The following is a 13,740-nucleotide window of genomic DNA, read 5'->3' as shown; positions in this document are numbered from 1 at the left end:
GGGGATTTTTTTGCAGGCGGCATTGTAAACCGCCCGGGGGTGGTGGCGGGCAATGGTGCGTCAAAAAGGGGCAGGAAATGGCGCAAAGCGTGGTGTCGGTGCAATTTTCAGGGCGGATATGCGCAAATGTTGCCCTGCTCCGGACAGGCGGCGCTGGCTGTCAGCCATAGGAGGCCGTGGTCAGGCTGGAAATGAGGCTGCACCCGCAGGCAGCACGATGCCCTTGCAGGGCGACCATGCGATCACCGATCAGCCAGGTCGGCGCCCCCTCGATGATCGGATTGGTACCATGCCCTTCCTTGGGACAACTGACCAGGTCGCCGACACGGGCAATGCCGATGCCGTGGAGGGTGTGGGTGGGAGAGGCGGAGATCACTTTGCCGCCATGGGAAGTGGAGTCGCCGAGACGGATGATGGGCAGGGGCATCAGTAGTTCTCTTGAAGAAGGGAAATGATGGGATCAGAATGCGCCGGGGCGTGTGCGTAGTGTGCGAATCACCTTGTCCCACAGGTGGATGGCTTCGGCTTCGCTAAGGCTGGGGGTGAGGATGGGCGGTGGATAGGCATGCTCGTTCGGGTCCTTGGGATCAGGTTCGGGTTTGCGTTTGCCGACATTCATTTCTACCTCGATCATCGGGTTGGTGATGCCTTTTCCGTGGCGCGCATCTTCGAAGAGGAACCGGAGGGTGGGGATCTTGGTGTGTTCATCCGGGGTCATATAGAGCACTTCCTGTCCGGGCAGCTCGTGATAAAGCTTGCCGCTCCTGATGAGGCGACCGTCGCCCGTCTTCCAGATGGGCGCAAGGAACTTCATCCGGTCCAGCAGAGTGTCAGCATCGCGCGGGCCGGATAAGGTCGCTAACGTGAAATACACATCGTCGACGTCCTTCAGATGATAGAAGAAGCGCAGACTTTCGTCGCTTGAAGCGGGGCCCGTGACAAAGCCGTTGAGGATGCAGGTGCCCTGGCCCGAGGGGATTTCGTCGCCACGGGGTTGGGTGCGATGGTAGACCTTGAGCAGGGCGGCCAGTTTTTCGGGGGTGGTGTTTAATACCGTTCCCTCGGGATATTTTTCCTCCGAGTAGCGTCTGTCTCGCGCAGCAATTTCCATCTTGATTTGATAGCCGCCACGCCAATCCATGAGCTCAAGAGTGCGGAACAAATTGCTGAACTGATTTTCGGCACGATCAAAAATCGCGCCACGTCCATTTGGGAGAGGGATAATTTCCTTGAGCGTTGTAGTCTTTGGTTCGACCAAAAGTGTCTGCGACTCGAGCACGCGTTTTCTTGCGACCAATGCTTGGTTGAAATCTGCCTCTGAGAGAGCTTTGATATCGATGGTCACCCCATCGATATCTTGCCCTCCTTGGGTATTGAGAACGAAGCTTTCTGGCAAGTCAATCAGATAGCGTCCAAAACATCTCGGGGTCATTTTTTCGCTGATCGACCGCATATGCTCTTTTTCCACCGACGTGAGTACTGGTGATTTGGCTTGGCATGCAAAGAATGTCAGCAAGATCAATATGAGCACAATTCCAGCTTGCCGGAGATATGTGTTTTTCATGACTACCTTATTCGTCATCCAGATCGGCGTACACGATCGCTCTTGTATAGGTTGAATAGAAATCTGGATTTCCTACCTTCGTGCTTAACCAATAATAGAAATCGATGTCTTCGCGCTCGTTGCTATACGGGTGTAGTCCGATCCCGAATTTTGGCTCCATGAACATTCCAAAGATATGTTGGTTCTCATGAAGAACGCGGAAATGAGTGTGTTTTCCGTCATCTGATATTTTTATTTTTGTTTTTCCTAAAGAGAGTGGATAGAGCCGATCGTTAAGTAGCATTACTGGACCTTCTGGCGTGGCGAATAGCGCTACCGTGTTCAGGGTAGGGGACTCGCTTTCTATTTCAAAAAAACCAAAGCAGATCTTGCTTGAATCAATTTTCGCTGCGGGGATGGCCGGCCATAGGTGCTGAAGTACAAGCCCTTGTGCGTGACGATGGCGCCATAGGCATCGGTACTGAGCGCAAAGCCGCTACCGAAGAAGCTGCGACGCTCGTTGCCCATCTGGCTGACCAGATGGCCGAGGTTCAATTGCGCATGGGTATTGGTGCTGTAGAGATGAATCCGGTTCTGCTCAGGGGTGTCGTCCATCACCATCTGGTTGAACCCGGTGCCACCGAATTCCTTGGACTTCACACCCGAGAGCCGCCCGTTGGTATGCCACTGCGGACGCTGTTCCCCATTGAACAAGCGACCGGTCACGACTGGCCGATCCGGGTCGCCGTTGAGGAAGGACACGATGACTTCCTGCCCGATGCGCGGCACCTGAATCGCACCCCAGGATTGGCCGGCATTGGGGTAGCTCACCCGCACCCAGCAGGACGCCGCCTCGTTGCCGGGATTGATGCGGTCCCAGCGGAACTGGACCTTGATGCGATCGAGATGATCGGTATAGACCTCCTCACTGGCAGGCCCCACGACGATGGCCGTCTGCGGGAGCATGACAGGCCTGGCATGCGTGCGCGCAGCACGAAACGGCAGCTTGCGGCGCTGTACCTCGAAGCGGTTGAAGCAATGGCCGGTGTGTTCGTTGTCCGTTTCATCGACCTGCCGTTCGCGCCGGATCGACTCCTTGAATGCTGCCAGCGTGGCGCTCAGGCTGCCCGGAAAATCCAGCGCCTGATGCGACAGGGGCAAGTTGTTCTCGATGAACCAGTCGATGGCGAGGATGACGAACTGGCGTTCCCTGTCGGACTCTGCCCGATACCGGGGATGTTCTTCCAGCCTGAACCAGCGCCCGCAAGCCAGATTGCGTACACCCGAGACGGCAGCGTAGCGCTGCATGGAGGATTCCCACTGCTCCACTTGCAGGTCGGCCTGTCGATTGCCTTTTGCCTGCTGCGCAAAACTGTAAGCACCGGTGTACTCATACATCTCCAGCTGTGCGGGCAGCTGGTCGTATTCGGGCATCACCTGTTCTTCGGCTTCCTTCTGCATGCGAGGCGATTTGTAGTCGTCGCTGCGGCCCCGCCATGTCTTGGAGGAAAGCGTGCGGCTGGCGCTCCAATGCAGGATCTTGTCGAGCTCGTCGCGGGGGCCGGCACCGTGGAAGGCGATGTCTTGCTGGGGCAAGCCGGGCAGGTTCCAGGTGTTGTCGGTGATGACCAGGACGTGGCCGTTGCCATCTTCCCGCTGTTCGTGATGGGCGAACCAGCCTTCTTCTTCCATCAGGCGCTGGACGAAATGCCAGTCGGTTTCGTACTGGGTGCAATAGGATCGCGGGACATAAGTTCGTTCAAGTGCGAAACGGTAATGGCCACGTGCTTGCGGATGGTTGTTGAAGACCTCGGCGAGAATGTCCTCGGTCCTTTTGTCCTGCCAGATCCGGGCGTCCTTGCGAAAGCGCAGGAAATGCAGCCACGAAGAGAACGAGAGCTGGCAGAAATCGAGTTCGCCGTCACTGCCCAGGCGCTTTGCAGTATGCACGTAGCCATGCCAGGGCAGGGTCTCGCCCTCATGCTGCCGGATCCACAGCGTGACTGGCTGCGCAATCAACTGTTCCAGCGCAATGCCGGTATGCGTGCTCAGCAGATCGATGGTAACTTCGTAGCCGTCATTGAGTCGCTCGGTGGCGATGAGCCGTTGTGGCAAGAGGACGTCTGGCCCGAGCGGCGAGTCCAGCTGGAGCAGGCGGCGATGCTGCGTGATGTGCGCTTGGGAGCGTGGTGAATCATTCGGCGAGAGGGAGGGCATGCGATGCGGCTTCCAGAGAGAAATCGCGCAGTCGGGACCATGCAAGTGAACAAACAGGAGAAAAACGCAGGACTTCTTGCGAAGCGCGCCTGCCTGGTTTGAAGGAGGATGTCCCGGATGCGGCTAATGCCCATGGACTCCTCGGTAGAGCAGGGTCCCGAGCGACGAAGGCGACAGTCTCCGTTGCACGAGGCACTTTCTCAATGGAAGTAATTCGATTTTTTCGCCAAATCATTTTGGCAGTTTTGATTGGCAGTCAATCCGTTGTGAGGCAATGACTGTCAAGCGGATGGATGCAGCGAGATAAGGGAACCGGCCCTGTCAGTCCCCGATACGGCAGGTGCTAACCTTGTTCCGGTGTATTGCGCGGCTTCTGCAACAAGGCCTTCAAATTGGCCAGCCGCGCCTGCGGCGTGATCTTCTCGCTCTCCTGCGGCACCGCCTCGCCTTCATCAAGCCGCATTTCCTTGACGAAGCGCGAGATCTGGCAATCGATCACTTCCTTGGCGCGCTTGCGGCGCTTGCACCAGGACACGTGCAGCGAGCGCTGCGCGCGCGTGATGCCCACGTACATCAGACGACGCTCCTCTTCCACGCGCGCAGCGGCTTGTTCCGGTGGGGTATCCGGATCACCCTTGTGCGGCAGGATGCCTTCCTCCACACCGACCAGGAACACGTGCGGAAACTCCAGTCCCTTGGAGGCATGCAGGGTCGACATGCGCACCGCATCCTGCTCTTCGTCGCGCCCTTCGAGCATGCTCATGAGCGCCACCATCTGGGTGATTTCCAGCAGGTTCTTCTCTTCGCCCTCGCCATCACGTCCACCGCAGGCGCGTTCCTTGAGCCAGTTGATGAAGTCGACCACGTTCTGCCAGCGCGCCTGCGCAGCGCGCTCCTCGAAGCTGTCGTAGAGGTAGAACTCGTAGTTGATGGCCTCCATCATGTCGTCCAGCACCTTGCCAGCCTCGGCGCCGCTGCCGGAGGGGCCGGGGCGGGTGGCGCGGGATTCCAGCGCGTTGATGAAGTCGCAGAACTTGCGCAGCGGCAGCAGCTGGCGGTCGCTCAGCTTGTCTTCCAGTCCCCCCTTGTAGACCGCTTCGAACAAGGAACACTGCCACTGTCCGGCCAGCGTACCCAGCACTTCCAGCGTGGCCTGACCCACGCCTCGGCGCGGCGTCGTGACGGCGCGGATGAAGGCCGGGTCATCATCCTGGTTGGCGATCAGACGCAGGTAGGCAATGATGTCCTTGATCTCGGCGCGGTCGAAGTAACTCTGGCCGCCCGACATCACGTACGGAATGCGTTCGCGCCGCAGCGATTTTTCCAGGATGCGCGCCTGGTGGTTGCCGCGATACAGGATGGCGTAATCGGCAAACTTGGCGCGCCGCTCGAAGCGATGCGCCGAGAGCGTGATGGCGATCTGGTCGGCTTCGGCTTCTTCATCATCCATCGCCATGACCGTGATCGGGTCGCCCAGCCCGTGCTCGGACCACAGGGTCTTGTCGAACAGCTTGGGATTGTTGGAGATCACCGCGTTGGCCGCCTGCAGGATGCGCGTGCTCGAACGATAGTTCTGCTCCAGCTTGATCAGGTGCAGGTTGGGAAAATCCACGCCCAGCAGTTTCAGGTTCTCGATGGTCGCGCCGCGCCAGGCATAGATGGCCTGGTCATCGTCGCCCACGGCGGTAAACATCGGCTTCTTGCCCACGCCGGTCACCAGCAGCTTGACCAGTTCGTACTGGCAGGTGTTGGTGTCCTGGTACTCATCGATCAACAGATAGCGCAGCTTGCGCTGCCAGCGGTCGCGCACTTCCTCGTTGCTGCGGAAGAGCTCCACCGGCAGACGGATCAGATCATCGAAATCGACCGCCTGGTAAGCCTTCAACGTGGCCACGTAGCTGCGGTAGATGCGCGCGGCCTGGGCTTCGTCTTCGGTGCGGGCATTCTTCTCGGCCAGGTCGGGGTCGATCAGGCCGTTCTTCCACAAGGAGATGGCATTCTGGATGCCACGGATGATGGCCTTGTCGGTAGTGACCGCCAGTTCTTGCACCAGGGAAAAACAATCGTCGCTGTCCATGATTGAAAAGCGATCCTTCAGCCCCAGATGCTTGGACTCCTGCCGCAGGATCTTCACGCCCAGGGAGTGAAAGGTCGACACCGTGAGGTGCTTGGCCTGCTTGGGATCCTTGAGCAGCTTGGCGATGCGCTCCTGCATTTCCAGCGCGGCCTTGTTGGTGAAGGTGAGCGCGGCGATGTTGCGCGATTCGTAGCCACAGTTTTCGATCAGGTGGGCGATCTTCTGCGTGATCACGCGGGTCTTGCCGGAACCTGCGCCGGCCAGCACCAGGCAAGGCCCGGCCATGTAGTGGACGGCTTCGCTTTGCGGCTTGTTCAGGCCGAAGGAGGGGGCGGACATACGGAGGCGATCGGCGTGGGCAGGAGAAGAAACGAGGCGCCATTGTAGCAGCCCGCCCGAGCCACCCGGCGGTGCCTGTGGGACAATGCCCGCATTGCCGGTGGCAACAACATCACGAGAGCAACCATGAAATTCAACCATCTCATCCAGATCAACGATCCGCTCAATGCGCTCATCGATCCTCTGAGCCGCGAGCAGCTCTGGCGCGGCCTGGTCCTGCGCGCAGAGTCCCCGCGCCTGTTCATGCCGCACCTGGACGACTGCCGCCTCTCCGAGAAGAGCCTGGACAGCGTGCGCCGCGAGCTGCGTTATGGCGAACTGGTCATCATCGACAAGGTCACCTACCTGCCGCAGATCCAGGTGCTCTATGAAGTGCCCGCGCAGGGCGAGATTGCGGCCTCGCGCATGAGCATGACCATCGAGGAGCCGCAGACCGATGTGCTCTTCGTGCGCTTCGAATATGACGATGGCAAGCCCGAGGATGTGACCGGCGAAGAAGCCTTCTACGACAACTTCCGTCGCTCTGCCTACCAGGAAGCCGATATCGATACGGTACGCATCATCCGCGAGCTGACCCAGCGCGGCGAGCTGCATTGAAGAAGCTGAACGAATTGCTTGCTTGCGTCAGGTTTCCTGAAGCCGCAAAAAAGAGGCGCGATCCGCAAGGACCGCGCCTTTTTCTTCGGTGTCGGTGTCGGGGCTTCAGGTTCAGGCCAGCAGGCGTCCCAGTGCACCATTGACCAGGGCCCCACCGATGATCAGCCAGGCGAACAGGATCGCACCCAGGATCATCGGCTTCATGCCGGCACTGCGCAGTGCCGAGAGGTGGGTGGACAATCCCAGGGCCGCCATGGCCATGGCCAGCATCAGCGTATCGGCTTGCAGCACCAACTGGTTGACCTGGGCCGGCAGCGGGAAGAAGGAGTTCAATACCACCACACCGATGAAGGCAAAGGCGAACCACGGAATGGACAGCTTGCGGTGCTGATGCTGGTGACCGGAAAGGGACGGTGCCGCCTTCATCGACAGCATCAGCAGGAAGGGCGCCAGCATCATCACGCGGACCATCTTGGTGATGACGGCCACGTCGGCCGTGTGCTGGTCGATGGAGCGGGCCGCAGCCAGCACCTGTGCCACTTCATGGACGGTGGAACCGATGTAGACGCCGAAGTCCGGCAGCCGCAATCCCCACATCGCTTCGCCCTGCAGCGTGTAGAGCAGCGGATACAGGAAGATCGCCAGTGACCCGAAGATGACCACGGTCGAGACCGCCACCGTGACCTGCTCGCTGCGTGCGCGCAGTACCGGCTCGGTGGCCATGACGGCGGCGGCACCGCAGATGGAGCTGCCGGCACCGATGAGCAGCGCGGCTTCGCGATCCAGCTTCAACAGCTTGGTGCCGACCAGCCAGGCCAGACCGAAGGTGGACAGCAGCATGACGGCGTCGATCGCCACACCGGCCAGTCCCACGTGGGCGATGTCCTGGAAGGTCAGGCGAAAGCCGTAGAGGATGATGCCGGCGCGCAACAGGGTCTGCTTGGAGAAGCGCACGCCCTCGCCGCAGTACGCACCCAGGCGTGGATAGACGGTGTTGCCGATCACGATGCCCAGCACGATGGCCACCGTCAGCGCCGAGAAGCCGTGGTTCTGCAGCCAGCCGATGTCGCCCAGGCGCATGGCGGCCCAGGCCACGGCGCCCGAAAGCGCCAGCCCGGCGGCGGCGGGATGCAGGGGGGATGTCTGGATGGCGGTACGCATGAGGCTCTCCAAAAAGGTCGTTGCTGTCGATGGAGTGCACTGTACGCGTCGTGCAATTAAAAGAAAAACGAGTTATTTTGCTAATATCTACCTGTTCAATGGGTAGATGGCGGGCCGGCCTCTGCGCGCTCCCGGCCGTCGGGAATCATGAAAGGAGTCATCGATGCGGATCACCTTGCGGCAATTGCAGATTTTCCTGGCCGTGGCCCAGTCCGGTTCGACCACGGCGGCGGCCGGGCTGGTGGCGCTGTCGCAGTCGGCCGCCAGTGCGGCATTGAACGAGCTGGAGAGTCTGCTGGGCGTGCAGCTCTTTGATCGCGTCGGCAAGCGGCTGGTGTTGAACGACAGTGGCCGTCAGTTGCTGCCCCAGGCGCGCCACATGCTGGACGCGGCACAGACCATCGAGCGTCAGTTCAGCGATCCGGCGGCCGGCAGCGATCTGCATCTGGGGGCCTCCACTACCATCGGCAGCTATCTGCTGCCGGCCATGATCGCCGCCTACCGGCGGGTGCATGCCGGTGCGCGGGTGCGGGCGCTGGTGGCCAATACGGCCGATATCGTGGCGGCGGTGGTCAATTTCGAGGTCGATGCGGGATTGATCGAAGGCCCCTGCCACGCCGATGATGTGCAGGTGGAGCCGTGGATGACCGATGAACTGATCGTGGTCGCGGCCCCCAGGCATCCCCTTGTCCGTGCGCGCCGCAAGATCACCTTGAAGATGCTGCGCCAGGCCGACTGGCTGCTGCGCGAGGCCGGGTCCGGCACGCGCGAGGCGGTCGAGCATGCGCTCATTCCCTACCTGCATTACCTGCCCTCGTCGTTCGAGTTCGGCAATTCGGAAGCCATCAAGCGCGCCACCGCCGAAGGGCTGGGCATCAGCTGCCTGTCACGCTCGGTGGTGGAAGACCTGATCGAATCGAGGAAGCTGGTCGAACTGGACACGCCCCTGCCGACCTTGCGCCGGCATTTCTACATGGTGGTCAGCCGTCACCGGGCGCCGTCGCCCAGCCTGACGGCGCTGCTGTCGTTCTGCCGCGCCTGGGCGCAGCGGCAGGCACCGCGCTGAAGGGCGGAACCTGCTCACTACCGGGATCAGATCGGTTCGAACACGCCGGCGCTGCGGTTCTTGGCGACCTTGTTCCAGGCGAAGATGCGGCCATTCATCGCCACATACACGCCCGGAGGCAGCACCTGGGCCACGCCGCAGGCAAAGCCGAAGTTGAAGAAGGCGTCGGAGTTAGCGATCTCGTAGGGGATCATGGCGCCGGTCAGCACCACGGTCTTGTCGGTCAGCGCCGGGCCCAGCACCTGGGCGGTCTGCTGCATGGTGTCAGTGCCGTGGATGATGACGATGGCCTGCTGCGTCGAGGCCTGGCAGGCTTGCAGCACGCGCTGGCGGTCGCCGTCCTGCATCTCCAGCGAATCCAGCAGGCGCAGGGTTTCCAGGGAGACGTCGGTGGTGATGCGGGCACGGGCGATGACGTCCGGCAAATGGCTTTCACTGAAGCCAAGCTGGCCGGCGATTTCGTCGTAGTGCTTGTCGAAGGTGCCGCCGGTGGCGATGATGCGCAGGCTCATGGGTTCCTATCTTCCAACTGGTCAAAAATGTTCACATCGCGGGATAAGCAAGATGCGCTCCCGGACGCCGCGTGCCAGCCGCTTCCCCCCGGATAGCCGCCGCAATGGCCGCTGGCAGGCGCTATCTTACACGCAGGAAGCTTCATTTATGCCGGGAGACTGGTTGGCCCGGAGCGATTTTCTCAGGACATTTATAATGGACCGGATATGAAACCTCTGGCACCCGGCACCGTCATCTTCCACCGCCATCGCGGCTATGGCGTGATCGTGCTCGTCAACCTGATGACGGGCTGGATTTCTGCGCGCTTCGGCAGCGAGGTGCGCACCCTGGACCTGAACCTGTCGTCGGACGAAGTGCAGCACGCCGATGGCACGCCCATCCTGTTCCGCCGTGCCCCGCCGGATCGCATGCCGCATGCGCGCCTGATGGCCATGGTGCGCGAGCTGCATCGCGCCGGTTATCAGCGCCTGTATCTGTACAGCTGGCCCAAGCCGTCCGGACTGCACTGGCGCTGGCATCTCTTCAGCGGCCCGCGCAACTGGATCGAGCGGCCCTGGCGCGAAGGCTGGTATGGCTCGGGGGCCGATTACAACTTCAATCCGGTGATGGGCTGGGGCGATGGGCCCTCCTCGTCACCCGAGGAACTGGCGCGCCTGCTGGCCCAGTTCGACCCGCAAGGACTGGCCCAGGCGCTGGGCGAGGACGAGGCCCACGCCAGCTGGTTCGAGCTGGTCTGCGCCACGCTCTTGCCGGATTACGCCTTCAGCCTCGGCTGGCACAGCAACGGCAGCATCCCGGAACACCTGCCGGTGATCCCGATCCGGCGCAATGTTCCCGAATACGCCGGGCCGCCGCTACCTTGGCCGCCGGGCTGGCGGCACCTGTGGAAGCGTGCCGGGGCCATGCCCCAGCTGACCTATGACCCGCCGGTCAAAACCATTCACCGCATCACCCCAGAGCCTCAGGATTGAGGACGTTCCTGGGCGACCCGGCGGCGTAGTCGACGATGTTCTGGAAGGCCGCGCGGAAATAAAGTTCATATCCGTCTTTTTCCACATAGCCCAGGTGCGGGGCGGCCACCACGTTGTCCATCTTCAGCAGCGCTGAATCCACCGGCAGCGGCTCGCGCTCGAAGACATCCAGCGCGGCCAGTCCGGGGCGGCCGGCTTGCAGGGCTGCTTCCAGCGCATCGGCCTCGACCAGTTCGGCACGGCTGGTGTTGACGAAGCAGGCGGTCGGCTTCATGCGGGCCAGGTCGCTGGCCTTGACGATGCCGCGTGTGGCGTCGTTCAAGCGCAGGTGCAGGCTCAGCACGTCTGCCTGGGCGAAGAAATCCTCCTTGCTGGCTGCGGCCTGCAGGCCATCCTTGACGGCTTGCTCGCGGCTGGCCTCGCGTCCCCACACCACTACCTGCATGCCGAAGGCGCGGCCATAGCCGGCCACCAGCTTGCCGATCTTGCCGTAGCCCCAGATGCCCAGGGTGCGGCCCTTGAGGGCGGTGCCGATCAGATTGTGATGCGGCGTGGGCGAGACCTGCTGCCAGGCGCCCGCGCGCAGGGCGCTGCAGTATTGCGGCACGCGGCGCATGGCAGCCATGATGAGGGCCCAGGTCAATTCGGCCGGTGCGGTGGGGTCCCCCACCCCTTCGACGATGGCGATGCCGCGCGCGGTGGCGGCGGCCACGTCCACATGGCCGCTGACCTTGCCGGTCTGGGAAATCAGTTTGAGCAGGGGGAGTTTTTCCAGCAGGGGCTGGGTGAGGGCGGTGCGTTCGCGGATCAGGACCACGGCGTCAAACGGTGCCAGCCGGGCGGCCAACTGGCCGATGCCGCGCACGGTGTTGGTGAAGACCTTGACGTCGTGGCCGTCGAGCAGGCCAAAGCAATCGAGGTGGCGCACGGCATCCTGGTAGTCGTCGAGGATGGCGATTTTCATGGGAAGTCTCCTGGCACTCTTGTGGGGCGGTAACCGGCCACCTGGGTGGCCGGCGTGGGCGTCCATCATAAAGCGATTGCCGGGATTCGGCACGGGCGGCGCTGCCTGGGCCGATTCCCCGCCAGTCAAAACCCGATGTCGATGACCAGCTTGCCGCGCGCCTGGCCCTCGGCCACCAGGGCGTGGGCCTGGTTGACCTGCTCCAGGGTGAAGCGGCGTTCGTCCATCAGGATCCGCAATTTTCCGGCATCGGCCAGGCGCGCGGCTTCGCGCATGATCTGGCCATGGCGTGCGCGGTCTTCGCCGGTCAGCAGGGGCAGCAGCGTGAAGACGCCCGAATAGGTGGCACCCCGGAAGGACAGCGGCGCCAGCTTGTGTGCGCCCCAGCCGAGGCAGCTGACGACGTGCCCGACATAGCGGCGGGCCGCGGCGAAGGAGGCGTCCAGCGTCGCGCCGCCGACGGTGTCATAGATGACGTCGAAGCCTTGGCCGTCGGTGTATTGCTGCACGTAGTCTTCCACCTGCTGGCTGCGGTAGTCGATGGCGGTGGCACCCAGGCTCTCGATGAGGTCCTTCTGCTCGGCGCTGCCGGTGGCATAGACCTCGGCACCCAGTGCACGGGCGATCTGCACCGCAATGTGGCCGACCCCGCCGGCGCCGCCATGCACCAGCACTTTCTGGCCGGGCTGTACGCGGGCGCGTTCGACCAGGCCTTCCCAGGCGGTGATGAAGACCAGCGGCAGGGCGGCGGCCTGGCGCATGTCCAGGCTGCGCGGCTTGTGGGCCAGCAGGTCGCCATCGACGGCGGCGAACTGGGCCAGCGAACCGGGCACACCGCCGATGCCGCCGGTCATGCCATAGACCTCGTCACCGGCGACAAAGCGCGTTTCGCCAGGCGCGACCGCCTCGACTACTCCGGCCAGGTCGATGCCGAGGATGGCAGGCAGGCGGGCCTGGGCGTGGGCGGCGTTGCCGGCCTGGATCTTGGTATCGAGCGGATTGACGCCGCTGGCGGCGATGCGTACCAGCACCTGGCCGGGGCGCAGCGTCGGTACCTCGATGGGGGCAATCGACAGCGCGGTGCCGAACTGGGTCAGCAGGGCGGCTTGCATGAGGGAAGGGGCGTTGGACATGATGACTCCTGATGATGGTCTGGGTGGTGGAAGCATCGCCTCACCGCAGCGCGGCAGGTCGATGCACGCAGTCTCCCGGTTTGCCTTGCGCCGAAAAAGCGGGCGGCGCCAAAGTCAGAATTGCGCATCGGCGAATAATCGGCAGGGCGCCATGGCCTAGAATCAGCGCACTGATAACGACAGCACAGGGAGAACACCATGGACCGACTGGATATGCTCAAGGTCTTTTGCACCGTAGTCGAGGCGGGGGCATTCAGCCGTGCGGCTGAAAAGCTTTCCATGTCCACGTCCTCGGTGACCACCCACGTCGCCGCACTGGAGGCGCATTTCAAGGTGCGCCTGCTCAATCGGACCACGCGCAGCATGTCGCTCACCGAAGAGGGGCGTCACTGCCATGAGCAGGCGCTGCGGCTGCTGGCCGACATGGGCGAGCTGGAGGCGGGTTTGCGGGCCTCCGATACGCGCCCCGCTGGCTTGCTGCGCGTCGACCTGCCCAGCGTCATCAGCCGGCGTTACGTGGCGCCGGCGCTGCCGCGCTTCCTGCGCCAGTATCCCGAGCTGGAACTGCGCGTCACCGTCAGCGACCGCATGGTCGACATGGTGGAAGAGGGACTGGACGTGTTGGTGCGCATCGGCACCTTGGCCGACTCGGGCATGGTGGCGCGCAAGCTGGCCGTTACCCGCTACCTGTGCTGTGCGGCGCCGTCCTACCTGCAGCAGCACGGCTGGCCGCAGACGCCGGAGGCGCTGGACCAGTTCGCCTGCCTGGGCTTCATGAATCCGCGTACGCGCATGGTCAAGCCCTGGCGTTTTGGCCGTGACGGCGTTGAAAGCTCGCATATTCCCAAGGGCCTGCTGGCCATGGATCACGTGGAATCCATGGTGGCCGCCGCGCAGGCTGGCGGCGGCATCATCCAGCAGATGTCGGTGACCCTCGATCCGGCCCTGCAGGAGGGCAGCCTGGTGCCGGTGCTGCCCGAATGGCAAGTGCCCGGTCCGGACATCGTGGCGCTTTACCAGCCGACACGCCGGGAGACGGCCAAGGTGAAAGTTTTCGTCGCCTTTTTACAGGAGATATTCACGGTGTGAATGGCTGATCTGCCGCAATGCCGCGCAAATCCAGTATTCATGCGGATTGTCCTGGAATTGCTGTTATGCG

At 62.3% G+C, this 13,740-nt stretch carries 12 protein-coding genes; 4 read left to right on the top strand and 8 right to left on the bottom strand.

All coding sequences use genetic code 11. The features are described from left to right. Positions 1-160: 160 nt before the first annotated feature. The 4 genes from ACODSZ_RS04515 to ACODSZ_RS04500 all read right to left on the bottom strand — a co-directional run bounded on the left by ACODSZ_RS04515 (position 161) and on the right by ACODSZ_RS04500 (position 6,176). Entirely contained in the window at positions 161-427 is a 267-nt protein-coding gene (locus tag ACODSZ_RS04515) for a PAAR domain-containing protein (RefSeq protein WP_488927123.1), read from the bottom strand. A 33-nt stretch (positions 428-460) separates the two neighbouring features. Then, positions 461-1,564 carry a T6SS immunity protein Tli4 family protein gene (locus tag ACODSZ_RS04510; RefSeq protein ID WP_488927122.1) on the bottom strand — a complete coding sequence of 368 codons (1,104 nt, stop codon included), beginning with the start codon at positions 1,562-1,564 and terminating at the stop codon, positions 461-463. 342 nt (positions 1,565-1,906) lie between these two features. Beyond that, positions 1,907-3,760, bottom strand: a complete 1,854-nt coding sequence (locus tag ACODSZ_RS04505) for a type VI secretion system Vgr family protein (protein ID WP_488927121.1) — start codon at positions 3,758-3,760, stop codon at positions 1,907-1,909. 343 nt (positions 3,761-4,103) lie between these two features. Continuing rightward, positions 4,104-6,176 (bottom strand): UvrD-helicase domain-containing protein, encoded by a 2,073-nt coding sequence (locus tag ACODSZ_RS04500; protein WP_488927120.1) that lies wholly within the window; start codon positions 6,174-6,176, stop codon positions 4,104-4,106. 126 nt (positions 6,177-6,302) lie between these two features. Here ACODSZ_RS04500 and ACODSZ_RS04495 point away from each other — a divergent pair, with 126 nt between their 5' ends. Then, a complete protein-coding gene (locus tag ACODSZ_RS04495) occupies positions 6,303-6,773 on the top strand; it encodes an SRPBCC family protein (RefSeq protein WP_175345095.1) in 471 nt (156 codons plus the stop codon). Positions 6,774-6,884: 111 nt separating this feature from the next. On the opposite strand, the gene ACODSZ_RS04490 is transcribed toward ACODSZ_RS04495, so the two are convergent. Beyond that, a complete protein-coding gene (locus tag ACODSZ_RS04490; RefSeq protein WP_008332895.1) occupies positions 6,885-7,934 on the bottom strand; it encodes a YeiH family protein in 1,050 nt (349 codons plus the stop codon). A 163-nt stretch (positions 7,935-8,097) separates the two neighbouring features. On the opposite strand from ACODSZ_RS04490, the gene ACODSZ_RS04485 reads away from it, so the two are divergent. Next, on the top strand, positions 8,098-9,000 hold the full coding sequence (locus ACODSZ_RS04485) for a LysR family transcriptional regulator (protein ID WP_299530724.1): 903 nt from the start codon (positions 8,098-8,100) through the stop codon (positions 8,998-9,000). A 26-nt stretch (positions 9,001-9,026) separates the two neighbouring features. Here the strand turns inward: ACODSZ_RS04485 and ACODSZ_RS04480 are convergent, their stop codons facing one another. Next, positions 9,027-9,512: an asparaginase domain-containing protein gene (locus ACODSZ_RS04480; RefSeq protein WP_008332892.1), complete on the bottom strand. Its 486-nt coding sequence runs from the start codon at positions 9,510-9,512 to the stop codon at positions 9,027-9,029. A gap of 207 nt (positions 9,513-9,719) precedes the next feature. Here ACODSZ_RS04480 and ACODSZ_RS04475 point away from each other — a divergent pair, with 207 nt between their 5' ends. After that, entirely contained in the window at positions 9,720-10,484 is a 765-nt protein-coding gene (locus ACODSZ_RS04475) for a hypothetical protein (RefSeq protein ID WP_008332891.1), read from the top strand. On the opposite strand, the gene ACODSZ_RS04470 is transcribed toward ACODSZ_RS04475, so the two are convergent. Together ACODSZ_RS04470 and ACODSZ_RS04465 are read right to left on the bottom strand one after the other, a co-directional pair. Next, positions 10,462-11,448 (bottom strand): D-2-hydroxyacid dehydrogenase family protein, encoded by a 987-nt coding sequence (locus ACODSZ_RS04470; RefSeq protein WP_488927119.1) that lies wholly within the window; start codon positions 11,446-11,448, stop codon positions 10,462-10,464. The two genes, ACODSZ_RS04475 and ACODSZ_RS04470, sit on opposite strands and share 23 nt — an antisense overlap. 125 nt (positions 11,449-11,573) lie before the next feature. Continuing rightward, positions 11,574-12,581 carry a zinc-dependent alcohol dehydrogenase family protein gene (locus tag ACODSZ_RS04465; RefSeq protein ID WP_488927118.1) on the bottom strand — a complete coding sequence of 336 codons (1,008 nt, stop codon included), beginning with the start codon at positions 12,579-12,581 and terminating at the stop codon, positions 11,574-11,576. Positions 12,582-12,779: 198 nt separating this feature from the next. Here ACODSZ_RS04465 and ACODSZ_RS04460 point away from each other — a divergent pair, with 198 nt between their 5' ends. Further along, entirely contained in the window at positions 12,780-13,670 is an 891-nt protein-coding gene (locus tag ACODSZ_RS04460) for a LysR family transcriptional regulator (RefSeq protein ID WP_488927117.1), read from the top strand. The last annotated feature ends 70 nt before the right edge of the window (positions 13,671-13,740 follow it).

It is taken from the genome of Herbaspirillum sp. FG34 (genome assembly GCF_057809315.1).
Note: the sequence above shows the minus strand (reverse complement) of the source record. Positions and strands in the feature narration are given on the sequence as shown.

Coding starts and splice junctions, on each gene's coding strand:
- ACODSZ_RS04515 (WP_488927123.1), bottom strand. CDS start 427: ATGCCCCTGCCCATCATCCGTCTCGGCGACTCCACTTCCCATGGCGGC.
- ACODSZ_RS04510 (WP_488927122.1), bottom strand. CDS start 1,564: ATGAAAAACACATATCTCCGGCAAGCTGGAATTGTGCTCATATTGATC.
- ACODSZ_RS04505 (WP_488927121.1), bottom strand. CDS start 3,760: ATGCCCTCCCTCTCGCCGAATGATTCACCACGCTCCCAAGCGCACATC.
- ACODSZ_RS04500 (WP_488927120.1), bottom strand. CDS start 6,176: ATGTCCGCCCCCTCCTTCGGCCTGAACAAGCCGCAAAGCGAAGCCGTC.
- ACODSZ_RS04495 (WP_175345095.1), top strand. CDS start 6,303: ATGAAATTCAACCATCTCATCCAGATCAACGATCCGCTCAATGCGCTC.
- ACODSZ_RS04490 (WP_008332895.1), bottom strand. CDS start 7,934: ATGCGTACCGCCATCCAGACATCCCCCCTGCATCCCGCCGCCGCCGGG.
- ACODSZ_RS04485 (WP_299530724.1), top strand. CDS start 8,098: ATGCGGATCACCTTGCGGCAATTGCAGATTTTCCTGGCCGTGGCCCAG.
- ACODSZ_RS04480 (WP_008332892.1), bottom strand. CDS start 9,512: ATGAGCCTGCGCATCATCGCCACCGGCGGCACCTTCGACAAGCACTAC.
- ACODSZ_RS04475 (WP_008332891.1), top strand. CDS start 9,720: ATGAAACCTCTGGCACCCGGCACCGTCATCTTCCACCGCCATCGCGGC.
- ACODSZ_RS04470 (WP_488927119.1), bottom strand. CDS start 11,448: ATGAAAATCGCCATCCTCGACGACTACCAGGATGCCGTGCGCCACCTC.
- ACODSZ_RS04465 (WP_488927118.1), bottom strand. CDS start 12,581: ATGTCCAACGCCCCTTCCCTCATGCAAGCCGCCCTGCTGACCCAGTTC.
- ACODSZ_RS04460 (WP_488927117.1), top strand. CDS start 12,780: ATGGACCGACTGGATATGCTCAAGGTCTTTTGCACCGTAGTCGAGGCG.